This window comes from Photorhabdus akhurstii, from assembly GCF_019090985.1.
In the GTDB taxonomy this organism is placed as follows: Bacteria; Pseudomonadota; Gammaproteobacteria; order Enterobacterales; family Enterobacteriaceae; genus Photorhabdus; species Photorhabdus akhurstii.
On record NZ_CP020335.1, the window covers coordinates 641267 to 662911 of the forward strand.

Annotated in this window: 19 protein-coding genes and 1 pseudogene; 9 read left to right on the forward strand and 11 right to left on the reverse strand. The window is 38.5% G+C overall.

Annotation, left to right across the window (positions count from 1 at the left end; translation table 11 throughout):
• Window positions 1-51 precede the first annotated feature (51 nt).
• Entirely contained in the window at window positions 52-693 is a 642-nt protein-coding gene (locus B0X70_RS02780; protein WP_036811676.1) for an HD domain-containing protein, read from the reverse strand.
• Between the two features lie 115 nt (window positions 694-808).
• Between B0X70_RS02780 and B0X70_RS02785 the strand changes: the two genes are divergently transcribed.
• A complete protein-coding gene (locus tag B0X70_RS02785) occupies window positions 809-1798 on the forward strand; it encodes a GlxA family transcriptional regulator (protein WP_105397560.1) in 990 nt (329 codons plus the stop codon).
• On the opposite strand, the gene B0X70_RS02790 is transcribed toward B0X70_RS02785, so the two are convergent.
• The 3 genes from B0X70_RS02790 to xreR2 form a co-directional block, all read right to left on the reverse strand.
• Window positions 1744-1968 (reverse strand): CcdB family protein, encoded by a 225-nt coding sequence (locus tag B0X70_RS02790; protein WP_217470840.1) that lies wholly within the window; start codon window positions 1966-1968, stop codon window positions 1744-1746. The two genes, B0X70_RS02785 and B0X70_RS02790, sit on opposite strands and share 55 nt — an antisense overlap.
• Window positions 1969-2187: a type II toxin-antitoxin system antitoxin CcdA gene (ccdA, locus tag B0X70_RS02795; RefSeq protein ID WP_110085895.1), complete on the reverse strand. Its 219-nt coding sequence runs from the start codon at window positions 2185-2187 to the stop codon at window positions 1969-1971. It abuts the gene before it with no gap.
• Window positions 2188-2409: 222 nt separating this feature from the next.
• The gene (xreR2, locus tag B0X70_RS02800; RefSeq protein WP_036811682.1) at window positions 2410-2619 is read right to left on the reverse strand and encodes a cell morphology transcriptional regulator XreR2; all 210 of its coding nucleotides are present in this window, start codon (window positions 2617-2619) and stop codon (window positions 2410-2412) included.
• A gap of 148 nt (window positions 2620-2767) precedes the next feature.
• Between xreR2 and B0X70_RS02805 the strand changes: the two genes are divergently transcribed.
• The gene (locus B0X70_RS02805; RefSeq protein ID WP_071647114.1) at window positions 2768-3025 is read left to right on the forward strand and encodes a helix-turn-helix domain-containing protein; all 258 of its coding nucleotides are present in this window, start codon (window positions 2768-2770) and stop codon (window positions 3023-3025) included.
• 44 nt (window positions 3026-3069) lie between these two features.
• Here B0X70_RS02805 and B0X70_RS02810 read toward each other — a convergent pair whose 3' ends face one another.
• From B0X70_RS02810 to B0X70_RS02820, 3 genes are read right to left on the reverse strand one after another with little or no spacing between them, the layout of a single operon-like run.
• Entirely contained in the window at window positions 3070-4083 is a 1014-nt protein-coding gene (locus B0X70_RS02810) for an aspartyl protease family protein (RefSeq protein WP_336246319.1), read from the reverse strand.
• Window positions 4084-4085: 2 nt separating this feature from the next.
• Window positions 4086-5216: an ISAs1 family transposase gene (locus B0X70_RS02815; RefSeq protein ID WP_046397199.1), complete on the reverse strand. Its 1131-nt coding sequence runs from the start codon at window positions 5214-5216 to the stop codon at window positions 4086-4088.
• Window positions 5217-5261: 45 nt separating this feature from the next.
• Window positions 5262-5528 (reverse strand): pepsin/retropepsin-like aspartic protease family protein, encoded by a 267-nt coding sequence (locus B0X70_RS02820; RefSeq protein WP_246593419.1) that lies wholly within the window; start codon window positions 5526-5528, stop codon window positions 5262-5264.
• 582 nt (window positions 5529-6110) lie between these two features.
• Here B0X70_RS02820 and B0X70_RS02825 point away from each other — a divergent pair.
• On the forward strand, window positions 6111-7100 hold the full coding sequence (locus B0X70_RS02825) for a glycosyltransferase (RefSeq protein WP_217470841.1): 990 nt from the start codon (window positions 6111-6113) through the stop codon (window positions 7098-7100).
• Window positions 7101-7260: 160 nt separating this feature from the next.
• Here B0X70_RS02825 and uriH read toward each other — a convergent pair whose 3' ends face one another.
• Window positions 7261-8232 (reverse strand): uridine-preferring nucleoside hydrolase UriH, encoded by a 972-nt coding sequence (uriH, locus tag B0X70_RS02830; protein ID WP_036811695.1) that lies wholly within the window; start codon window positions 8230-8232, stop codon window positions 7261-7263.
• 265 nt (window positions 8233-8497) lie between these two features.
• Here uriH and B0X70_RS02835 point away from each other — a divergent pair, with 265 nt between their 5' ends.
• The 6 genes and pseudogenes from B0X70_RS02835 to B0X70_RS25875 all read left to right on the forward strand — a co-directional run.
• On the forward strand, window positions 8498-9253 hold the full coding sequence (locus tag B0X70_RS02835; protein ID WP_036811698.1) for a response regulator transcription factor: 756 nt from the start codon (window positions 8498-8500) through the stop codon (window positions 9251-9253).
• A gap of 108 nt (window positions 9254-9361) precedes the next feature.
• Window positions 9362-10666, forward strand: a complete 1305-nt coding sequence (locus B0X70_RS02840; protein ID WP_040148924.1) for an NAD(P)/FAD-dependent oxidoreductase — start codon at window positions 9362-9364, stop codon at window positions 10664-10666.
• Window positions 10667-10729: 63 nt separating this feature from the next.
• Window positions 10730-11098, forward strand: a complete 369-nt coding sequence (locus tag B0X70_RS02845) for a cupin domain-containing protein (RefSeq protein WP_105397566.1) — start codon at window positions 10730-10732, stop codon at window positions 11096-11098.
• Between the two features lie 27 nt (window positions 11099-11125).
• Window positions 11126-12619: an aldehyde dehydrogenase family protein gene (locus B0X70_RS02850; protein WP_217470842.1), complete on the forward strand. Its 1494-nt coding sequence runs from the start codon at window positions 11126-11128 to the stop codon at window positions 12617-12619.
• Between the two features lie 163 nt (window positions 12620-12782).
• Window positions 12783-13322, forward strand: a complete 540-nt coding sequence (locus B0X70_RS02855; protein ID WP_217470843.1) for a hypothetical protein — start codon at window positions 12783-12785, stop codon at window positions 13320-13322.
• Window positions 13323-13808: 486 nt separating this feature from the next.
• Window positions 13809-13907, forward strand: a pseudogene (locus B0X70_RS25875) (IS1595 family transposase); the annotation flags it as partial.
• Between the two features lie 36 nt (window positions 13908-13943).
• Here B0X70_RS25875 and B0X70_RS02865 read toward each other — a convergent pair.
• The 3 genes from B0X70_RS02865 to B0X70_RS02875 all read right to left on the reverse strand — a co-directional run bounded on the left by B0X70_RS02865 (window position 13944) and on the right by B0X70_RS02875 (window position 21609).
• Window positions 13944-14411, reverse strand: a complete 468-nt coding sequence (locus B0X70_RS02865) for an SMI1/KNR4 family protein (RefSeq protein WP_105394600.1) — start codon at window positions 14409-14411, stop codon at window positions 13944-13946.
• Between the two features lie 111 nt (window positions 14412-14522).
• Window positions 14523-19847: a two-partner secretion domain-containing protein gene (locus B0X70_RS02870; RefSeq protein WP_217470844.1), complete on the reverse strand. Its 5325-nt coding sequence runs from the start codon at window positions 19845-19847 to the stop codon at window positions 14523-14525.
• A gap of 64 nt (window positions 19848-19911) precedes the next feature.
• Window positions 19912-21609, reverse strand: coding sequence for a ShlB/FhaC/HecB family hemolysin secretion/activation protein (locus B0X70_RS02875; protein ID WP_217470845.1), 1698 nt, complete (start codon window positions 21607-21609; stop codon window positions 19912-19914).
• Window positions 21610-21645 lie beyond the last annotated feature (36 nt).

Sequence of the window (21645 nt, forward strand, 5' to 3'; positions counted from 1 at the left end):
TGGATAACCTGCACTTTGGCAGGTTATCCTTCGGCTGCCACAGCAGGACACTCAGCCTTTCCAGCGGGAATTGCGGATCACGTTGCAATAATTGAGGGGAACAAGTCCGGGCTTTTTATCCTGTATGATATCCACATTAAAGCTACCAAACATTGTCTGGGACCTATCCTTGATGCCGTCATAAAAAGCTTGAATGATCTCTTCCTTGAAGCCATCAGTGCGTGGATGTTGCTGTACAACAGCAGTGCGCTCACTGTCGCTGAACGCTTCGTAATTGATGCCCAACACGTCCATTTCTACGCCAGCGGTGACAAGCGCAATTTCGGGCGCCATAAACTCTGGAATGCCCGGTGTGGTATGCAAGGCAATCGCCGTCCAGACTTTATCAATATCGGCCTGAGCGATGCCGTATCCTTGCAGAAAATGTTTCGCCGCATTCGCGCCGTCAACCTCGAATCGTTTGTCACAACTGCAATGCTCATGTGTCAGGCCAATGTCATGGAACATACATCCGACATAGAGCAATTCATGGTCCACACTAAGCCCAAGACGCTGGCCGGCGAGCGCCCCCCAATAGTAAACCCGACTCGAATGATGAAAAAGCAGATCAGATTCCGTATCGCGGATGAACGTGGTTGCGTCACGGGTTATTTGGGTATCAGGAATACTCACTCCGTTAACTGAAAAACTCATAATGCTGTCTCCGGTTGATTAAGTGAAGGTAAGCATAAAACACATGACACCTGTCCTGAATTAACTTATAACGATGATTCAGGACACTAAGATTAAATAAGACTTCTGTAAGGCAATGATTCACAACATCACCATATTGGCCGTACCTGACGTTCAGTTGCTCGATGTTTCAGGCCCCTTGGACGTGTTCGCTGAAGCGAACCGCATATTGCACCGGCAGGTCTATTCCCTGAGCGTGATGTCGACCGATTCAGACATCATCACTTCCTCGTCAGGCGTTAAGCTGGTGGCTGATGTGATTTTGAGCCATACAACCAGCCACTCGGCAGACACGTTTCTTGTGGCTGGCGCGCCGAATGCGCATAACCATACCCTTTCAGAACAGGAGCGTGCTGCAATCATCGAAATGTGCCATCGTAGTCAGCGTTACGGCTCCGTCTGTACTGGCGCCCTGTTGCTGGCGCAGACTGGACTGTTGAAGCAGCGTCGGGTGACAACCCACTGGGAGTGTGCCGAACTGCTCGCGATGCGTTTTCCCGAAATCATGGTTGAACCGGACATGCTCTATGTGGCTGATGGTTCCCTGAGAACGGCTGCGGGGGTGACATCCGGGCTGGATCTGGCGCTCCGGTTGGTTGAAGAGGATCTGGGCCGCGAGATCGCGATGGAGGTGGCAGCAAGTCTCGTCATGTTTTTCAGGCGACCGGTCTGTCAGGGGCACTTTATCCGCAGGAGTCAGTTGTCCTTATCCGGGAGAGCCGCTTTTCAGGATTTGCAACGCTGGGCGCAGGCAAACCTACAGGACATAAGTGGTTTGCAGGACATGGCTACACATATGAACCTGAGCATCAGGCATTTGGGACGCCTGTTCCGCCAGGAGCTCAACATGAAAGCAGGAGTATGGCTGGAGAATGCACGTATTGAGAAAGCGCGGATTTTGCTTGAGGAAGGCAGGCTCCCGCTCAAGGCAATACCGGGAGCTTGTGGATACAGAAGCAGCGATGTGATGCGCAGGGCCTTTGTTAAAAATACGGGCATGACCCCTTCTGTTTACAGAAAAATATTCATACAGACGCAGCAGATTGGCACAAATGGAAAAAACTGAAAACCAGATATGGGAAATAGATGACGATTCACCTTGTTTGAAAAATGATCCGCTTCAACCAAAGGAATAACCATACGCCTTCCTAGTGCTTCAATGATGTCGCGTTGTACATCAACAAATATACTGTATTTGCTTTTGCTTCGTTTGTATTGATAAACAACAAATTGCATTTACCAGTTCCTGTTTTCATCAGCAAATGAGCCATATTGTTCAATAAATTGAGCAACTTCCTCCATTCCTTTGCGATTATCTTCTTTCCAACTTTCAGCTTTGATTCGTTGAGCTTCTCTGGTAATGATTTCATTAATAAAACCTGAAATATTTACACCGGCTGAACTCAGGATCAGGTAATTTTCTTTATCAACTGTTATGTTAATTCTATGCTTCATGGCAAACCTCAAAAACACACTTTAAGTACACATCAAAAGTGTGTTTTTCGTGAAAACAAAAGGCAACCTGATTTTTTTACATTCGCATAAGAAAATGGGTTGCGAATAGGAAAAGATAAATACAAGCAGCTACAAGTAATCATTATTCTTACCGAATGATATAAAGTAGGTTGGAGCAGTTTATCTCATTGATAAACTACTCCATTTTTGATCTACAGCCACTTACTTTGTGTACCTCGAAGGCCATATTTCAGCGGGATCGCAATCTAAAGCCTCGGCAATAAGTCGTTGACCTTTGGGCCAGCGACGTTGCAGGGTATTAGCAAGGGTGGATGATGCTAACCCTGCTTCCCTTGAAACGGCTGCTAATGATGTTCCCCGTTTTTTCAGTTCGGCGATAATGTCTGCTGGGTGCCAGTCCTGATTTTTCATTATTAATCCTCCGTGTTACGGATAACTTTGATATGAAAAGGTAAATCGTTACATAGTAGACTATAAGTCACATATGATAACATAACTTACCATAAAAAGTGACTCATAGTCCGTGGTCTGATAAGTAACATAATTCGATACTTATCGGATGAAAAAGCCAAATGCTGTAAAATCCCTTTTTGGACAAAGAGTTAGGTATCTCAGGCAATCGTCTGGCATGTCTCAGGAAGCTTTTGCCGATAAATGTGGAATTGATCGGACGTATATCAGTGGTATTGAGCGTGGGGTTAGAAATCCTACGCTTGAAATCATCAATATTATTGCGAATGGTTTACAGATTGAGCTGACAGATCTGTTTGATTTCAGCAGGGAGGATTCCACAAATCCCTTCTGCCCGTTTGAATAAGTTTATTGAGGAAGAACCTATATCTCCCTCAATAAATGATTTTATTAAATGGTAATAATTTTCTGGGTGTTATTTCGTTCAATTTTTATTGTCAATTTACCTGATGGTGTCTCTGACAACTGATTGCGAAGATAGGTGATATCCTTAGGAAGGGCTTGTTGACCATTAACTTCCAATACAATATCACCGTTCTTTAATCCAAATTTTTCAATATCTTTGGGATCGTTGTAAAATATCTCTACTTTGTTATTAAAATAACGGATTGCAATCGTGCGAAGTAATGGATTGTCATAACGGGTGAAATTTTTAGCGTTAAAACAGAGCAGCATTTTATTTGGAATAAACAGATAATCATCAAAACGCGAGAAGAAACTCATACCAAGATTGTAGAGATCATTTTTATTTTCGCCAATTCTCAGACGACCTACTGGCAATTGCTGTAAATAAAAGCCATCAATTAGATACTCTTTACTACTATCAAGCCCACTAGCGGACGCATATTTGACACGGGTTCCTTCAGAAATTTTATCTTTGTGCTCTTTTTTCAGATATTCAATAAATTCCTGAGAAACATAGCTGTAATCGGCCCCGGTATCTATATTAAAAACGACATTAGAAACTTGGATTGCGGGAGATTTGCCATAGCTATCACTGTAAGGTTCACATTGTTGATAATTTAAGATTGAAGGCGCATGGCGCCATATTGTTAATGTGTGGTTCAGGTTATTTATTTCCCAGTTTAACTGACGAAAAGTATCAATTCCGAGAATACCATCCAGTTCCTGACCAATGGACTGATTAAAGAGACTCATGTCAATACCAATCCAGGGATCAGAGCCTGGCACCGTATGATTACCGAGGGTAATCGCCAGGGGTTGCCATAATGTTAAGTCAGCTTTGTGTAAGCGTTTTTCACTGGTTGTAACCAGCCCATCGGACAGCATACGGTGGAATGTAACTGGTATTTTTGATTCTGGTGTGGTTTGTGTCAGCGTTTTTGCCAGCTTATGATCGATGAAGGTATAACTGGCGCCAGTATCCAGGGCAACCGCATGAATGCTTAAATATTATTCAGATTAGAAAATCCTGCTTGTACGACTTGTTCCAGAAATTGCGTTTTCATCCAGGCTCGCATTCGTTTCTTTCTTATACTTAATTTGCTGCCTTCTGTTTTCAGCATATTCAAGGCAATTCGCCTCAATATCGCGATATTTTCCGCCGCATTTTCTCGATAAATCTGACAATCATCCTCATGAAACGTCGCATCCAATACCCAATGGAGATTGTTCTCAATACGCCAATGGCTGCGCACTGCCTGAGCTAAGCTTTCTTCTGTCAGGGGGGCTGAGCTGATGTAATAACGATACTCCAGACTGGGTGATTGGCCTTTTTCTTGCCGGTAACCCATGACAACACCAAGGGTTTTTAATTCCGGCCAGGCGGGGAATTCTGCTTTGAGTGTCTCGGCACTGATGACATGACTTTCCCGGATTTCAAGGCGTCCATGCGACTGTTCCAGCATGACTTTTTCTCTTACCGAAGGCGCGATACGCTGGGCTTTTAACGCCTTTTGAATCGCCCTGTGGAGATGTTTTTGGTTATCTTTAACACTGAACAAATAATCCGCACCCGCATCAAGGAGTGCCTGAGCTATCCGGGTCTGACATCCCATCGCATCAAGGGAAACCAACGCGCCTTTTAGGTCTAACAATTTAATCAGCTCAGGAATAGCCGTGATTTCATTGGACTTCTTTTCTGTCCTAACCTGACCCATCACCAGTTTATTCGTGGTGGCATAAGCGCTCACCAAATGCAGCGTGGAAAGGCGCTCTTCCGGTGAATAAGCGCCCCGCAATACTTTACCGTCAATGGCCACTAATTCGCCCTGGGTGAGTTCATGAACAGCCTTCATCCAGTTGATAAAACAGAGGTTAAATTGTTCCGGGTTAATGCGCGAAATAAGGCGGGCAAACGTATCATCAACAGGGACACCTTCTTTGAACATGCCTTGTTTCAGGAACCAATCATGGTGCCCTTCGGTATACTCCTGAATATCACTCCAGCCTTCTGCGCCCGCAATCACGGCACACAGTGACGAAAACAGGATGTCAAATAAAGGATAGGTGACTTTCGCACTCTGGCGAGGGTCTTGGATTGCCGAAAAATGAAGGGTAAAGTTCTCAAGGCACATGATATAGGTTTTCACTCTCAAAAGAGAGTATAAGATCACAGTGCTTTATTTGAAGCAACCTATTTTATTTTTGGCTAAAAAACATTCGTGATCTTGCCCTGCGCCAGTATCCAGCAAGAATTGATATTTTTTACCGGAGATAGTGACAGGAACAATGATCGATGTTGGCTGATGGATGTCTAGCTTAGTAGAAAGGACGGGTTTATTTTCTTCTGGCATATGGATTTTTTCCATATGGCTACAGCCCGTTATCAGTGTCAGCAGGCTGGCGGCAATAATTGCCCGCGAGGCTATTTTTTCCTGTTTTTTCATAATATTAGATTCCTTTTCTAGGGAGTGGAAGATGAAAATCTGGGGTCCGGTAAAACCCAACATAATTCACTGGAAGCAATAAAATACTGCGTATGACGTAGGATAGTGTGCGTTACCAGTACAGCTCAGCTTCATTGCAAATACTATTATCTGCTTTTTACTAAAACCAAAGATAAACAATACCATCATTATATTAGTTGATGTGAAATATAGTGAGTAATTGTTTAACTGCGGTTGAACTATTATTAGTTTCAGTAGTAATATTGGTGAAAATGTCGGCTGTTGATGACTTTGGATGGTAAAAATTATTAATGGAGATGTTTATATAATAATTAATTGGCAATAGATGTGGCATTAAAAGATAAATTATCTGGATGTGGTTGATTATATAGTGTATATCAATGATAATGATTTAAGATAAAAATTACTATAAATCATTATTATTTTATTTTTAAGTGTAATGTAAAGGCAATAAATATTTATTAGATTTATCTTTATCTGTGGAAATTATTTTTCTGATAAATATCCAGCTAATGTCAATATAAAAATAACACTTTTGTACTAAAGGAATATATTGATTTTATGTCTATATCACTAAAACTCAGCATTGTCGTACCTATTTATAATGGGGCGCGGTTTTTACCGCAATTTTTTGTCAATCTATCTCGGCAAAAGCTAACTGATTTTGAATTAATTTTGGTTGATGATGGTTCAACGGATAATAGTCGCCAGATTATTGAGCAATATGCCGATAAATTCCCGAAGACAGAAATTATCACTCAGGAGAATCAAGGGGTCTCTGTTGCCCGTAATACGGGGTTAGCGAAGGCCAGAGGTGATTATGTGGCTTTCCCTGATATTGATGATGTCATTTATCCGGGTATGTATAACCGGTTGTTAGAGATTGCTCAGAATAATGATCTGGATATTGCTACTTGCAATGGTCATTATGTTTACAATGATGGTCGGCCAGCCCGAAAGATTTTTCCTTCCGATCGCCTCTCTTCTACCGCGGTTCTGAGTGGGCCGGAATGGTTGCAACAAGCACTGAGCTCACGCAAATTCCTGCATGTAACTTGGCTAAATATCTATAAACGAGCTTTTCTGACAAAACATCATTATCAGTTTGAACCGGGGTTGCATCATCAGGATATTCCGTGGACGACAGAACTCTTGTTAACGGCAAATCGGGTGCAATATATTGATGAATCTTTTTATGATTATCTGATCCATGCTTCCTCGGTGTCCCATGCCCCTGCTGATGATCATATTAAGGTGAGGACAGCACATCACTATATGAAAATTTTGGAGATGCTGAATAAGATTAATCAGCGTTATCCGCAGCAAGTCAAGCAGGCACCGGCATGTCATTGGCAGATTGCGAAAGAGGGGCTAGGGATTTTGCATACCATTAATGGGATAGAATCCTCTGAGATAAAACAACAGATCGTTCATGAATTGTTTGATCGCGGTATTTGGTCAATGATCTGGAAAAATGCCCGTGGGTTTAGATTGCGTTGGCGTCTGGCTCGTCGATATCCGCGACTGAGAGCGGTGCTAAAAGCCGTTTAATATTGAAAGCAACGGTTTTAATTATTTATACCCGTCATCTTTCAAGTTGCCTCTTTGTTGGCTGCACTCACTCACCCCGGTCACATAGTTATCTATGCTCCCGGGGATTCGTTCCCTTGCCGTCGCGATGCATCTTGAAATCTATAGGGTATATTGCTTCCTACCTGTCGCTATTTCTCTCTGAATCGCAGGTATCGCCGATGTTTTTCAACGCATCAATAATCAATTGCCAGAATCGCTGTTGATCGAGTTTGACTGCGACTTGGGTGTGGCCATCTTCTGGTATTGGATGACGGAAATCCGCTACGGTCATGCCCACAGTTAAGGCGCCATTCAGTTCAATATTGACGGGTACCTTTTGCGTTGTCATTACGGTAGGGTCGATCACATAGGCGACGGCGCAAGGATCATGTATTGGCGGGCTGTTGAAACCATGTTTCTTCTGATAACTTTCACCATAGTACTCCAGTAGCTCTACGACAAATTGAGACACGTTGGTATTAATACGTGAAATTGCTTTGATGATTTCTGGCGTGGCGCGTGCTTGATGCGTCAGATCCAGGCCGACCATCGTCAGCGGCCATTTTTCATTGAAAACGATATGCGCGGCTTCCGGATCGATTTTGATATTGAATTCCGCTACTGCGCTTCTATTGGCAGTGTGATATCCACCGCCCATTAATACCACTTCTTTTACCCGTTCAACGATCTTTGGTGCTTTACGGACGGCAAGAGCAATATTGGTTAAGCTGCCAACGGGGACTAAAGTCACCGTTTTTGGCGGATGAGACATGATGGTATCAATGATCAGATCAGTCGCGTGACGGGGATCTAACGTTCGAGAGTGTTTAGGCAACTTCACGCCCCCCAGACCCGATTCGCCGTGAATATCCGATGCCGTTTCGATATCGCGAACTAATGGGCGATGACAGCCTGCGGCAAAGGGTACGCCGGTAATACCGGCAATATGCGCTATCGCCAGTGCATTGTGAGTGACTTTATCTAGCGTCTGATTACCGACAACTGTCGTGACGGCTAATAGCTCAATATTAGGGTTGCCATGCGCTAATAACATCGCAATGGCGTCATCATGTCCCGGATCGCAATCAAGAATAATTTTTTTGGTGCTCATTTTTACTCCTTGCCAGAGAAAGTGATATAAGAAATGAGGATAATCCAGTTAAAACGTCTATTCCGTGACAAAATCTTAGATCTGGGGGAGTGTTCTCATAAATAATTAGTAAAATGTTTCATAATTGTGATTTGATTAACACATAAACGATAATTAAGTTGTACATCCAGTTTGAGTGTGATTCTTATATAGTTTCGCTATGGAATTGGCGGGCTATATCTGCTTCGGATTTATTATTAATTTATGAATAATTGCGAGGGCTTGAATGGATATTCATGTAGATAGATTATCAGCAGTGATTGAATCGGTGGCAACCCGTGAATTTTATCCTAATTTACTGACTTGGCTGGAACAATTTATTACTTTTGATAACGCTATTGTTTATGCCTTTGAACAAGGTTCTGCTCCGTGTTGTTTGAGTAAAACCGAGAAGAAAAACAGTGATGTAATAAACCAGATTTATCAACAAGGCGCTTATCTGCAAGACCCTTTCTATCAAGCCCTGATAAGTGGGGCTGACACGGATCTATTTACCTTACGGGAACTTGTTCCTTCCGGATTTTATCATACTGATTATTATCTGAATTTTTATCGTAAGACCGGTTGGCGGGATGAAACGGGGGTTTTATTGAAACTCTCTCCTCAAAAGCAACTTGGCCTGTTTTTCGGTAAGGAAAATCAGCCATTTTTCATCCAGAAACAGCATCGGAAAAACCTGAAAGTTGCATTGGAAATTATCCGTAGTGTGGCGCGATTACATGATGAAATGACGCAGCAAGCGCCTGCTGCTGAAATGGTTTATCTGGATACTCAGACTCGTTATGCTTTGACTCCGAGAGAATGTGAGATTGTGGAGTTAATATTGCAAGGTAAAGGCTCACCACAGATTGCCGAGAAACTTTTTATCAGTACGGGGACGGTGAAAAACCATCGGAAAAATATTTATCAAAAATTACAAATCAGATCACAAGCAGAGCTTTTTAGCCTGTTTATGACGCCTCCCGTCCGTTATTTTGCCTGAGTCACAAATGTTAAAACTGTGTTGCAAATATCCCTAAAGGGACATGGTGATGTGACTCTGTGCTACAGATAATCCGATGATTATGTTGGATGCTAATCGGGCTATCGCATGAACAATCATCTTGATTCATTAACTTATTACGCTGCGACTAAGAAATATGATCTTCGTTTTCCCACATTACAAGAAGATCTGGATGTGGATGTCGTCATTATCGGTGGTGGATTTTCCGGTATCAATACTGCCCTTGAATTGGCTGAGAAGGGTATCACCAAGATTGCAATTTTGGAAAGTCGTTATCTTGGCTATGGCAGTACAGGTCGTAATGGTGGTCAGGTTATGGCAGGTATCGGTCATGATCTGGCAGTGATCAAACGCCATATTGGCGAGAGAGGGCTCGAAACGATCTTTCAGATCAGCAACTTGGGTGCAGGCATCATTCGTGATCGTATTGCAAAATATAATATTGATGCTGATCTCTGCCGTGGTTATAGCTATCTTGGCATGAATAAGAGACAGGAAAAGACATTACATAGCTGGCTGAAAGATTTTCGGGCAGTCTCTCCTGATGAAGATATTGAGCTTTACACCGGTCCTGATGTGAAAAAAGTGATCGGTTCTGATGTTTATACTTGTGCGTTGAAGCATATGGGAGGCGGTCATGTTCACTCCCTAAACCTATTGCTAGGTGAGGCGAAAGCCGCGACAGATTTGGGCGTAAAAATCTTTGAGAACAGCGAGGTACTGGACATTGAATATGGTTCCAGAGTAACGGTTCGTACCGCGATGGGATCGGTTCGCGCGAATAAGATGCTGTGGGCCTGTAACGCCTTTCTTAATAGTGGCCTTGAGCCATATATTTATAAAAAGGTGGTCAACACTTATGCCTTCCAGTTAATGACGGAGGCATTACCCGATGATTTGATTGAGAAAATCAGCCCGATTCGCGGTGCATACAGTGATATTCGTCCAGTTATTGATTACTTCCGTGTGACGAAAGAAAACCGTCTCTTGTTCGGTAGTGCAACCCCTTTCATTGAACATATCCCATCTGATTTGAAAGCCTGGAATCGCCACTTGATGCTGAAAGTTTTCCCTTATCTGAAAGATGTGAAAGTTGAACTGGCATGGGGAGGGCCGTTGTGTTGCAGTGCGAACTTGTTCCCACAGATTGGCTCTTTGCCGCAGCACAATAATGTGTTCTATGTGCAGGGCTATTCCGGTTTCGGGGTCACGCCAAGCCATATCGTTTGTAAAGTATTGGCCGAAGGGATGAGCGAAGGATCTGAGCGTTATGACCTGATGAGTTCAATTCCTCATGTAAATATTATTGGTAAAGATAAGTTACGACATTTAATGGTGTCTGCGGGCAAGATTTGGCATCAAGCGTCTGGATATTGGAAAGGACGTCGTTAATTTATTGATATCATTAGTATTCATCGAAAATTCATAAATTATTTTATTTGGAACGAGGACATTATGATTAAATCATTTTTACTGAACAAATCCCTGCCTGAATTATTGGACATTGGTAGCGTAAGCAATCTGGGAGCGACTGTGTTGGAAGGCGATCCGCAGGCCAGTATGGCAATGATATTTGGTGAACCAACGGATAACCTGACATGTGGTATTTTCGCTTGTACTCGTGGCAAGTTCAGTATGGTGTACCCGTTTGATGAGCACGCAACCGTGACAGAAGGTTCGGTAAAATTGACCGATGTGAAGAGCGGTGAAACTATTGAATATCACCCTGGGGATTCCTGGTTTGCGCCGAAAGGAACGGAAGTACTGTGGGAAATCACCGCTGACCGTTTTGTGAAGCATTATCTGTCTTGTATTAAAGGTTAAAAAACACTTGTTTGTTAGAGGTAAAAAATGAGTGATATTAACTTATTACAGTCAGTTACGGCCTTTTTGCAGCATAATCATGGACATTATATTAATGGTCAGCCAGTCAGTGGTCAGGGGAGTGAAACACTTTCTGTCATAAACCCTGCGACTGATGAAGTTATTGCAACGGTTAATCAAGGTAGTGAAGCGGAAGTCAATGCCGCTATGCAAGCGGCGCAGGCGGCATTTCATGGGGTGTGGGCACAGACTTCGCCGATGGAGCGCGGTCACTGCCTGAATCGTCTGGCAGATCTATTACTGGCGCATCGGGAAGAGTTGGCGCAGTTAGAAACTCTCTGCTCCGGTAAAACTATCCAGTTGTCCCGCATGCTGGAAATTGATTCCTCTGCTCAATTCCTGCGTTATTTTGCCGGATGGTCAAGTAAGATCAGCGGTGAAACCCTGAATGTCTCTTTGCCCTCTTTTAAAGGTGAGCAATACACGGCGTTTACCCGTCGTGAGCCGGTCGGTGTTGTGGTGGGGATTATTCCGTGGAATTTTTCCATCATGGTTGCCATCTGGAAAATAGCGGCTGCACTGACGTGTGGCTGTACCATTGTATTGAAACCCAGTGAATACACCCCGTTGACCATGCTCAGAGTGGCTGAATTAGCCAAGGAAGCGGGTATTCCTGATGGTGTCATTAATGTGATTAATGGTTCAGGTTCGGTGCTTGGTCCTGCGCTGATAGGTCATCCGTTATGTGCCAAGGTGACTTTCACAGGTTCAGTGCCAACGGGTATTGCTGTTGGTAAATCAGCAATGGAACAGAGATTGACTCGTGCCACGCTGGAATTGGGCGGCAAGAACGGCGCGGCGTTTTTAGCGGATATGTCGGTTGAAAAAATTGTCGATGGTGTTTTAGAGGCCGGTTATCTCAATCAAGGGCAGATTTGTGCGGCGGCGGAACGTTTCTATATTCCTGCAAGCCATATGGATGACGTGCTGAAATTGTTGTCTGAAAGACTCGCGGCAATGAAGATTGGCTCTCCTCTGGATGAATCAACAGAAATGGGGCCGTTGGCAAACAAAGCGCACTATAACAAGATCCTGTCCCTGTTTGAGCAAGCGCGTCAAGAAGGCAGTGAGATTGTTTACGGTGGTCATGCTCTGGCCGGGCCGGGCTTCTTTGTGGCGCCGACGGTGATTCGTGCTAACAGCCCGGAAGATTCATTGATGAAGGAAGAGACATTTGGCCCTGTTGGAACGTTCCTCAGCTATAACGATGAAGAAGAGCTGATTGGCTTGATGAACAGCACTCCATTTGGTTTAGCGGCGAGTTTGTGGACCAATGATCTCAGCAAAGCCATGCGCATGATCCCGCGTATCGAAGCGGGGACCGTTTGGGTCAATATGCATACATTCCTCGATCCGGCATTACCATTTGGCGGCACCAAATCCTCAGGTATTGGCCGTGAATTCGGTAGCGCCTTTATTGAGCACTATACTGAATTGAAATCCGTGATGGTGCGTTATTGATTTTATATTCGGATTAAAATAAGCAAGGCCCCTTGATTGAAGGGGCCATTGTCAAACCTAAGGTCATCACTGGCATTTTATCCAAGAGAGGGCTTCTCAGGGCAGCGAATTAATTATAGACTACCCACTACCAGAACTCAATAAGGAAAAGGCCGGATGAATTATGGAGTGGGAAAAGCTACAATTATATTTCTCTACAGCAAGGTTAGCTCGTTATTTACAAGAATCGCAAGGTGATAAATATCAAGCAACCCAGTGTTATATTTTAAATATAAAATTATCTGAATATTTTATCCCAGTCTTTTCTGTTATAGAAATAAGTTTAAGAAATAGTTTGAATTATAGTTTACAGAAGTTTTATCAACGCTGTGATTGGTATGAAAGTTGGAAAGGCGATCCCATCTTCAAATATCTTTATGCTGAAATCATTAATGTAAAGAACAGAATCAGATCTGATGATGTCAATAAAATAATAGCAGAACTCACCTTTGGTTTTTGGACAATATTATTTAATATCAAATATGAAGTATTGTTGTGGAAATCATTGCGATTAGCTTTTCCCTATTGCACTAAAATGCTTCGTAAAAGAAAAACTATATCTTCGTCACTAAATAAAATAAGGAGGTTAAGGATGATTCGTCAGTCGAAGTCAGAGATCTCTCAGTTTTTTAGTAGTGATAACTATTCTGACATAAGGGGGTAGCTATTAAGGTCATTTGTTATCTTGCTATAAATTTTCGCCCATTCTCAAAACGTATTAAGGTATCATGTGATTTTTTCGCAGTATCCAGTGAAATAAATCCGGTATCTAAATCAGGTTGTGTCTGAACATTTATTTTTTCTCAATGTGAAGTAATATTACTTAATAGTTTGATGGAAATGATTGTTGATTGCTTTATTACGATGGCGAATTTTTTGAGCACGAAGAAGTTAGTCAACATATTGACGCGAAAATATATTTTTCGTGTCAATATGCCAGCTGTCAGAGAGGAGCCAACGAAAACACTAATGGATTAATACGTCGTCATTGGCTGGAGGAATTGACTTTGGTGACTTAACTCATGAGGAGATCTGTGACCTGGAATTTCAGCTTAATTTGAAACCTAGAAAGGTACTAATATGGACTAACGCCATTGGAAGTCCATAAGGGGAGACGTGTTGCACTTTTTAGTTGAGTTCAGCTTCGGTTCATGTAATCAGCAAAAAGCATTTACCTCGTTATCTTGGAGAATTCTGTTTTAGATTTAATTGGCACTTTAATCTTAGAAAAATGTTTGAGCGCTTACTAAAACTAGCTAAGGTTACGATGGTAATCAGGTAGAATTTAATCTAATGCATTAGAAATTGTTTCATAGAAAAAATCACCAAAATCGTTAAAACAAGGAATGAATGTGAATTCTTCTTCAACCCCAGGAGACCATAATTTAACTTCATTTAACCCTTTTTTATTCTTATTGCAATCTAAAACCATATAATCTCCATCTCCTGTCGAATATATAACCACGTAATTATCTGGTAAATTAGACTCTTTTCGCTCTGATAAGGTTAACCAAATAGCATTTGGAACACTTAAAACATTAAAATTTCCGTTAATTATACCATAAAATTCTTCTCCTGCTATATCTCCACACCCTAAATTTTTAAGAAAGAATCTATAACTATCAGGAAATTTTAAACTGAGAGTTTCTTCTGCTAGATCAATTAATGAATTATCTTCAATACCTTCAAAATCAGCTATATCTTGATTTTCATTAATCAATGAAATTGCTTTTTTTACAAACTCGATACTCATAGCCTACCTCTAAATTATAATGATTTTGATAAATATATGATTAAAAATATGGCTGTTCTAACAGCCATATTTTCTAAACTAAATCAGTTATAAAGTCAATATGGTAACTGATTATTTTTTATCTTCAAACTCTTTAGCTCTTTCTTTCCAATATTCACGTTTCCATTTATTAAACTTATTACGATCAATACCCGATGGAATTTTATTGGTATTTACATGTATAACTTTAGTATTTTTTGAATGAAATTCTTGATTGATTTCTGCTATAGGACCAGTGTGTTTTTGAGTCATATGATGAAGTGTTATAGATTTGCCATCGGCACCTACAGGAGCTAACCCCACTGTTTTCATTCTTTCAATATTGGTTCTTCCTTTTGGGTCTTTTGCATGAGGATCAAATAAATCATTCCGTTGATAAACTTTATTTTTAACATTACCATGCTCAAAACTTATTGGTTCATCTTTCCAATATTTTCTATCTTGACCAAAATATTTTACTGAAACTGCTTCAGTTTTAGCTTCAGTTATAATTTTTTTAGCCGTTTTAACATCTCCGGCATCAACTGCCTTTGATAATTTGTTGAGTACCTTAACGACTTTTGCGGCAGGAAGAATTCCTAATGTTGCTACTAGATAATCATTTGTAGTTTCTGCATCGTGAAATGCTTTAATATCTCTATATCCAGGAATGAATTCGGATGCTTCTTTAGCTACAATCTTTGCCGCTTCTTGACATAATTGTGGGTTTGGAGAACAAGTTTCGCTTACACCTTTTTCCCAGTTTTTTATAGCTTCTGGATCTTGTGCTTTCATAGCAGCTAGACTATGAGCTAATCCATTGTAAATTATGGTTATTTCACCAGCATCGGCTCCACTGTAAGCTCCTGCTGCGCTATTTGAAATAAAGGCTCCTGCAACGCCACCAATGATTTTACCACTAGCTTGAACATCAAGAGGATCTTCAAAAGTATTTCCTAGAGCTGCATATGCTAAAGAAGTAGCTAAAGCACCTGCTGCTGCCCCTTTGGCGTCACCGCCGCTGATCTCTGCCGCTAAAGCAGATAAGCCTGCGTGACTAATTGCTCTCCCAGCTTCCTCCAATGCATTTAATTGTTTGCTATCGAAGTAATTTCCTATTTGATGAGCGCCTTCTGCGTGGATTTGATTAGCGGTGGTAGATAACAGCGCTGTAGTGAAATTATCTTTGAAGCTACCTCTATTGATAGCAGTGTTTAAACTAGAGCTAATGATAGATTGACCAGCCACTCGTTGAGCTGTTTGAATCCAATCTTTGTTACTTAATAAAGGTAATCTTGCTTCATTTGTCCCAGCTGCCCCAGCTGCTCCATTTTTTGCTTGGGTCCAACCCATAGCTTGATCAAATCCAGATAATGCCCCTCCGATTACCATTGAAGTGGCAATTGATTTAACAGTTTTACTGTTACCCATATCTTTAAGGGTTTTAGATAAGTCCCCCTCGTTGTTAATAAGAGATACCGCTGCTTTTGAGGCTAAAGCTGCCATTCCAGTTTGAACTGCCCCGTATGCAGCAGAGCTCACTGTTGCAGCAGTAGTTGCACTGGCTCCTGCAGCAGTAGCTACATTTCCCGCTGTAGTAGCTGCACTTCCTGCTGCTGTAAGAGTTAAACCGGCTCCAGCAGTAACTGCCGCAACCGCTATTGCTATAGCTGCACTTACTACAGGATTCAAACTTTTGTTTTCATAATTCCAACTACTATAAGCGTCTTGAACTTCATTCCAATGTACATCTTGACGTTTACTTAATTCTTTTAACCAAGCTGTTTCCGGAGTATTACCGATAATATCTAGAGTGTTTTGCAAGATTTCTTTATTTTTTACTTTAACATCTGCAGTAATTCCCTCTGCTGCCTCAATAGTTAACTTACCTCTGATATGAACAGATGGTAATACCCAAGTTTCTTTTGAATATCCTTTATCTTGATTCTTAATGAAAAAACCTTTAGATTGGCTAATAACTTGGTCAAATATTGTATCTTTAACAGCTTTAAAATTTATCTTACCATGAGTACTAGTAAGAGTGGCATTTTTACTTGTTTCAATTTTACTAGCTTCATAAGTACTATCATCATGACTTAATAAATTAATATCTCCCTCTGCGATAAATTCAGTAACTCTATTATGTACTTCGTGATGAACATGAGTAGATGTTTTTTTCTTGCCATACCAATTACGGCTACTACTTTTCGTTGTGTAATGGCTGATATCTTCTTGAGCTTGAGCATATAAATATCCGCCTTTAGCAGCTATGTTCATAGCTCCCTTAGCCATTAGTTTAGTAGCTTGAAATAAAATATTACCTTCGGTTAAAATAGATAAATTCTTACTGCTACTTAATTCAACAGTTCTTGGTGTTATTTTACTAAGATCACTAATTGTTTCATAAAAACCACCACTTTCACTTATATGAAAATTCTTAGTGTGTGCATTAGTCGCTTCAAAACCTATACTCCCACCAGCAGATAGATTCATATCCCCACCAGTAGATAATTTAGAAGCAACCATAGAAATAACATTATTAGCTAATAATGTTAAATTTCCACTTGTATGAATATTAGAAATTGAAATATTTTCGGTAGTTTCGAATTTATTAGTAGCATTTGAACCGGTTCTATTTTCATAATCAGATGCTGCTAATTTAATATTATTTCCTGATCGAATTAGTAAATTATTTTTAGTATTGATCTGAACAGTATTTCCGAAAATATTTCCTCCGCTAGATATTATACCGTTTTTTGTAAATATTCTTGTTCCAAAATCTTCTGCTGCAAATCCAGTTGGGCTATATTCGACATCTGATGGACGTCCTTCATGATTTATAAGTCTAGTATTGTAAGTATAACTATTTCCTATCTTATTTTTAGGAATTAAACTAATATCCTTAATAGAGTTTAAGAAAATATCTCCATCGGTTGATAAAGTTAACCCTTTTAATGTAATATTTCCCCCGGAAGCAATATTAATAGAGTCAGTAGACTTCATAGATCTTTCTGGAGAAAGGAAATATTTGATTTTACCATTGATCGAAAAATGGTTGCATTCTTCAGTGCAAGTTGAATTTAATATATTATCTGATATGCTAATGTCATTATTCGCAGTTAAATTTATATGTTTATTTTTAGAAAAAATGACATCTTTTAATTTTAAATTATACCCACTGTTAATATTAAGGTTATCTGAAGAACTTAATTCAGCTGATTGACCATAAGGAGAATAATAAGAATCTCCCCACATTGAACTATCAATTTCATAGTCCACTGACTTGTCAGTAGTGTTTGGAGAATTTATAAAGGTGATATCACCTTTATAAGAGTTCAAATTAATATTCTTTCCTATTAACTTACTTGATAGACCTCTAATATTATTAACTGCCATTATAGAAATATCTTTTAATGCATAAATACTAGTATCTAAAATGTTAATATTATTTTCTGAAATAATAGTGGTATCTTCAATCGATTTTATTTTATCTTTAACATTGATATTTACCTTACTAGTTAATACTATATTTTTAGCTGATAATACTGCTGGAAATTCTTGGTTAAATGTTTTATGATAATTATCAACTGTATTTTTATTTAAATATATTTTATCGGAAAAATCAGCAACAATATTTCCTTTTGCATGTATACCTGAACTTTCTTTACCAATATTTCTAACTATTTCTAAATAATTACTATGATCGTCTGCTTCCTCTATTAAAATAATATCATTATTATTCCAGTTATACCAATCTATAGTTTTATGATTTCTCTGATCATGAGAATCAATGCCTTTAGTATAATATATATAGGTTGATGCAGGTATTGTAGCTGATGTCGATGTGGAATAAAATGGAGGATTTGTTCTTAATGCATTAAGACCACTATTGTCAGTCGCTATAGAATTAAGATATCTGACAGTTTTAAGTTCTTTACCAGTTAGAAATATATCTTTTTCTGCAGATATATTACTACTATCATTAATTAAATTATCGCTATTAATGTAGATATTATTTCCAGACGCGATATCTGAAGGTTTTAAATCTATCAGTACCCTACCCGATTCTATTGGTCGCTCTTCCCAATGATCAAAAATTGAGTTAAATGCATTAGAACCAGCAAACATACAAGTACTGATATCATAAGGATTTGTTTTACAGTAATCTACTTTTCGCTGTTCTTCTTCCTCTAATTGCTTTTTCCTATCTAACTCTTTCTGTGTTAATTTTCTCTTAGTAAAATAATAATTAGGTATATTATTTAACTGCTTAGTTCTAACAACTAAGTCTCCATTATTAGTTTTTATAGTTCCTGATTTATTTTCAACAAGATTACTTTTATCTCCTTGATCATTTTTTTGAATCCACATATTATTGTTAGCTTGGAAAATAGCTTTGGTACCAATATTGCTAATCTTATTTCCATATATTCTCATATCCTGACCAGTAATTATACCACCGGCATTAGTTATTTTATCTCCTGTTAAAAGAATATCTCGTTGAGCTTGAACTTGATTATTAGGTTTAATATTAATTTCTTGAGCTGTTACATTTAAATCAGTTTTAGCTTTAACACTAGCAAGTGCTATTTTTCCATTAGAACTCAAAGTAATATCTTCTTGCGTACTTTCTAGATTTGCTAAATTAACACCTACACCGTTTTCTGTTGACACTAAGTGAATTTTATTAGCATACATACCTCCAAGAGCTTTAGTGTCAATAGATACTTGGGGTGCTTGTCCTTCTCCTGCTATGTTACTAGTTATAGTACCCTCTTTGTAATTAATTCTATTAGTACCTTGTGTTATGTTGAGGTTATTAGCCTGAATCTTTCCATTTAATTCAAGAGCTCTACTGATAATATCAATAGAGTCTGTTCCTTGAGCATTTAATCCATTATTTCCTATTATGATTTGACCTTTTGTTAAACTTAAGAATTCTAGTGCCCCTTTTTCATCGAATTTTGGTTTACCCGTAGTTAACATAGCTGAAGCTGTGTTAATAAAACCACAACCATCACAGGTAATACCATTTGGGTTAGCTATTAAAACACTCGCTTTATCGCCAGCTATTTCTAATTGTCCTGAAAGGTTAGATCGATTACCACCAGTTACTTCATTAATAATAAGTTTTGCAGACTTATCCCTTAAATTAGGATTTTTACCTATCTGACCAGCTAATTGAGAAACTATATCTTTTGTTGAGTTGTTTAATACTCTGCCTTCAGCATATATATCAAAATTATCATAGGTGTTATGAGATATACCAGAAGCATTTGGAGCAACTATATTAGTAATAGGGGTTGCAATTGCCGAATGTACTGGATATATAGCTGTTAGATAAATAAGAGAATAGGTTATGCCTTTTGTTATAGGACTAAGTGTGAATGGTTTATCTGAATTATCAAACCTGTTCATTTCAATTTTCCTTGCATAAATTTAATCTTGTTTTTTTAATTAAACAATATAAAACATAAATTACTTAGAAATTAAAAGAAGTTGACCAATAAACAACAAAATTATCTGGTTTAAGATGTTCTGGATAGTTTAACGGTTTTCCTACAATCAATGAATGATCACCGACTGTATTATTTAAAGATACGCCTAAAGATATTCCAGTTAAATTACCTCCTTCTGAAATTCTATTTTTTTCGTTCTTAATCCAACCAGTATCTAGTGAGCTTTTCAAAGAAATATCACCTAATACTGGTAATTTAGTTACTTGCCAGTTAATCTCATTACGCCAGTATCCTCCTATATTTCCAGCAATATTCTTCTCTTTGAAACCTCTAATGGAATACTGTCCTCCTAGTGAAATTCTTTCTATAGAATAAAGATTACTTGGACTATACTGACCATATGCAGATGTTAAATAATAAACGTTATTAGTTAAAAATTTATAATAACTAGTACCAACATTAAATTTATAAAATTGACTTTTAGGTTCGTTTTTTAAATTTGAATTATCTTTTGTAGCATCTAGAATAGATAAACCTTTTGTTATTGAAGGACTAAAGCTAAAATATCCACTCGTTACTAATGAGCTATAGTTAAAACCTACATTTAGAGTACTCAAAGTTGGGCTACTAACTGAAAATTTGAAATCTGCTATACTATTTTCTGTTTTACGTTGAGTAAAACTCGTATTTAAAGATACTTTTTGCTTTCCATCACGATATAGAGTTCTATTTACTTTTAGAGTATGAGTTTCTCCCGTACCTTCATAAGGAAAAGTAGAATAACCTAAATTAATATTCTGAAACGATTTATTTTTCGAATATTGATAACTAAATAACCAATATCCATACGGTATATTTAATTCAGAATTTACATGCCAATTCTTATGATTATTACTAAAATCAGTATCTTTATTAATAGATGTTGTCCATAAATCAGCTAAATGTAAAAGATTATCTAACTTTAAAGTAGTATTAAATTGATTTTCTCCTGTATTTTTCTGACCACTATTATCAAGCTCTATTTCAAGCTCTGCATCTATATTCAGTTTATTCTTGGAGATTTTTTTCAGGATAACATCTGAATATTCTGGTTTTTCAGAAGGTTTAATATCAATTGTAACCTTTTGAGAAGATAAACGATTTAATTGCTCTAAACCTTGCTCAATATCTCGAAGGTTTAAAGATTTTCCTATCATATTAGGAAAAGCTAATTTTAGAGTATTTGGGTAACCTTCACCTTCTATTGTTATTGAATTTATTTTTCCTTTAAGAATATCAATAATTAAAATGCCTTGAGATAAATCTTGTGGTTTTATCAATGCTCTAGAGGTAATATACCCTTTTTCTATGTAATAATTAGATATCTTCTTAGTTAACAAGTTAATATCTTTAATTGATAGGCATTTAGGCATGTAAGATTTTACTAAGGAAATTTTTTCTGATTTAGATAGGTAGAAAGAATCTTTAAACTGAATATTATTAACAAAGTGACAAGATGGATCAATATTATGATTAGATTCAGATGGAAATTCATCATTATGAATAATATCTATATTATTTCCTAAATTTTCTTGTTTTTGTATTTCTTGTAATATATCCTTTTGTTTTTGATTAATAATATTTTGTTCTAAGGGACTAATATTCCCAGATATTGCCAAGGTTTTCTGAGAAAAGATCAAAGTTGAATATAATAATATTTTGATAATTTTTCCAGTGTGCATTTTATAATCTTTTAGCCAATTTAAGTTAAATAATAA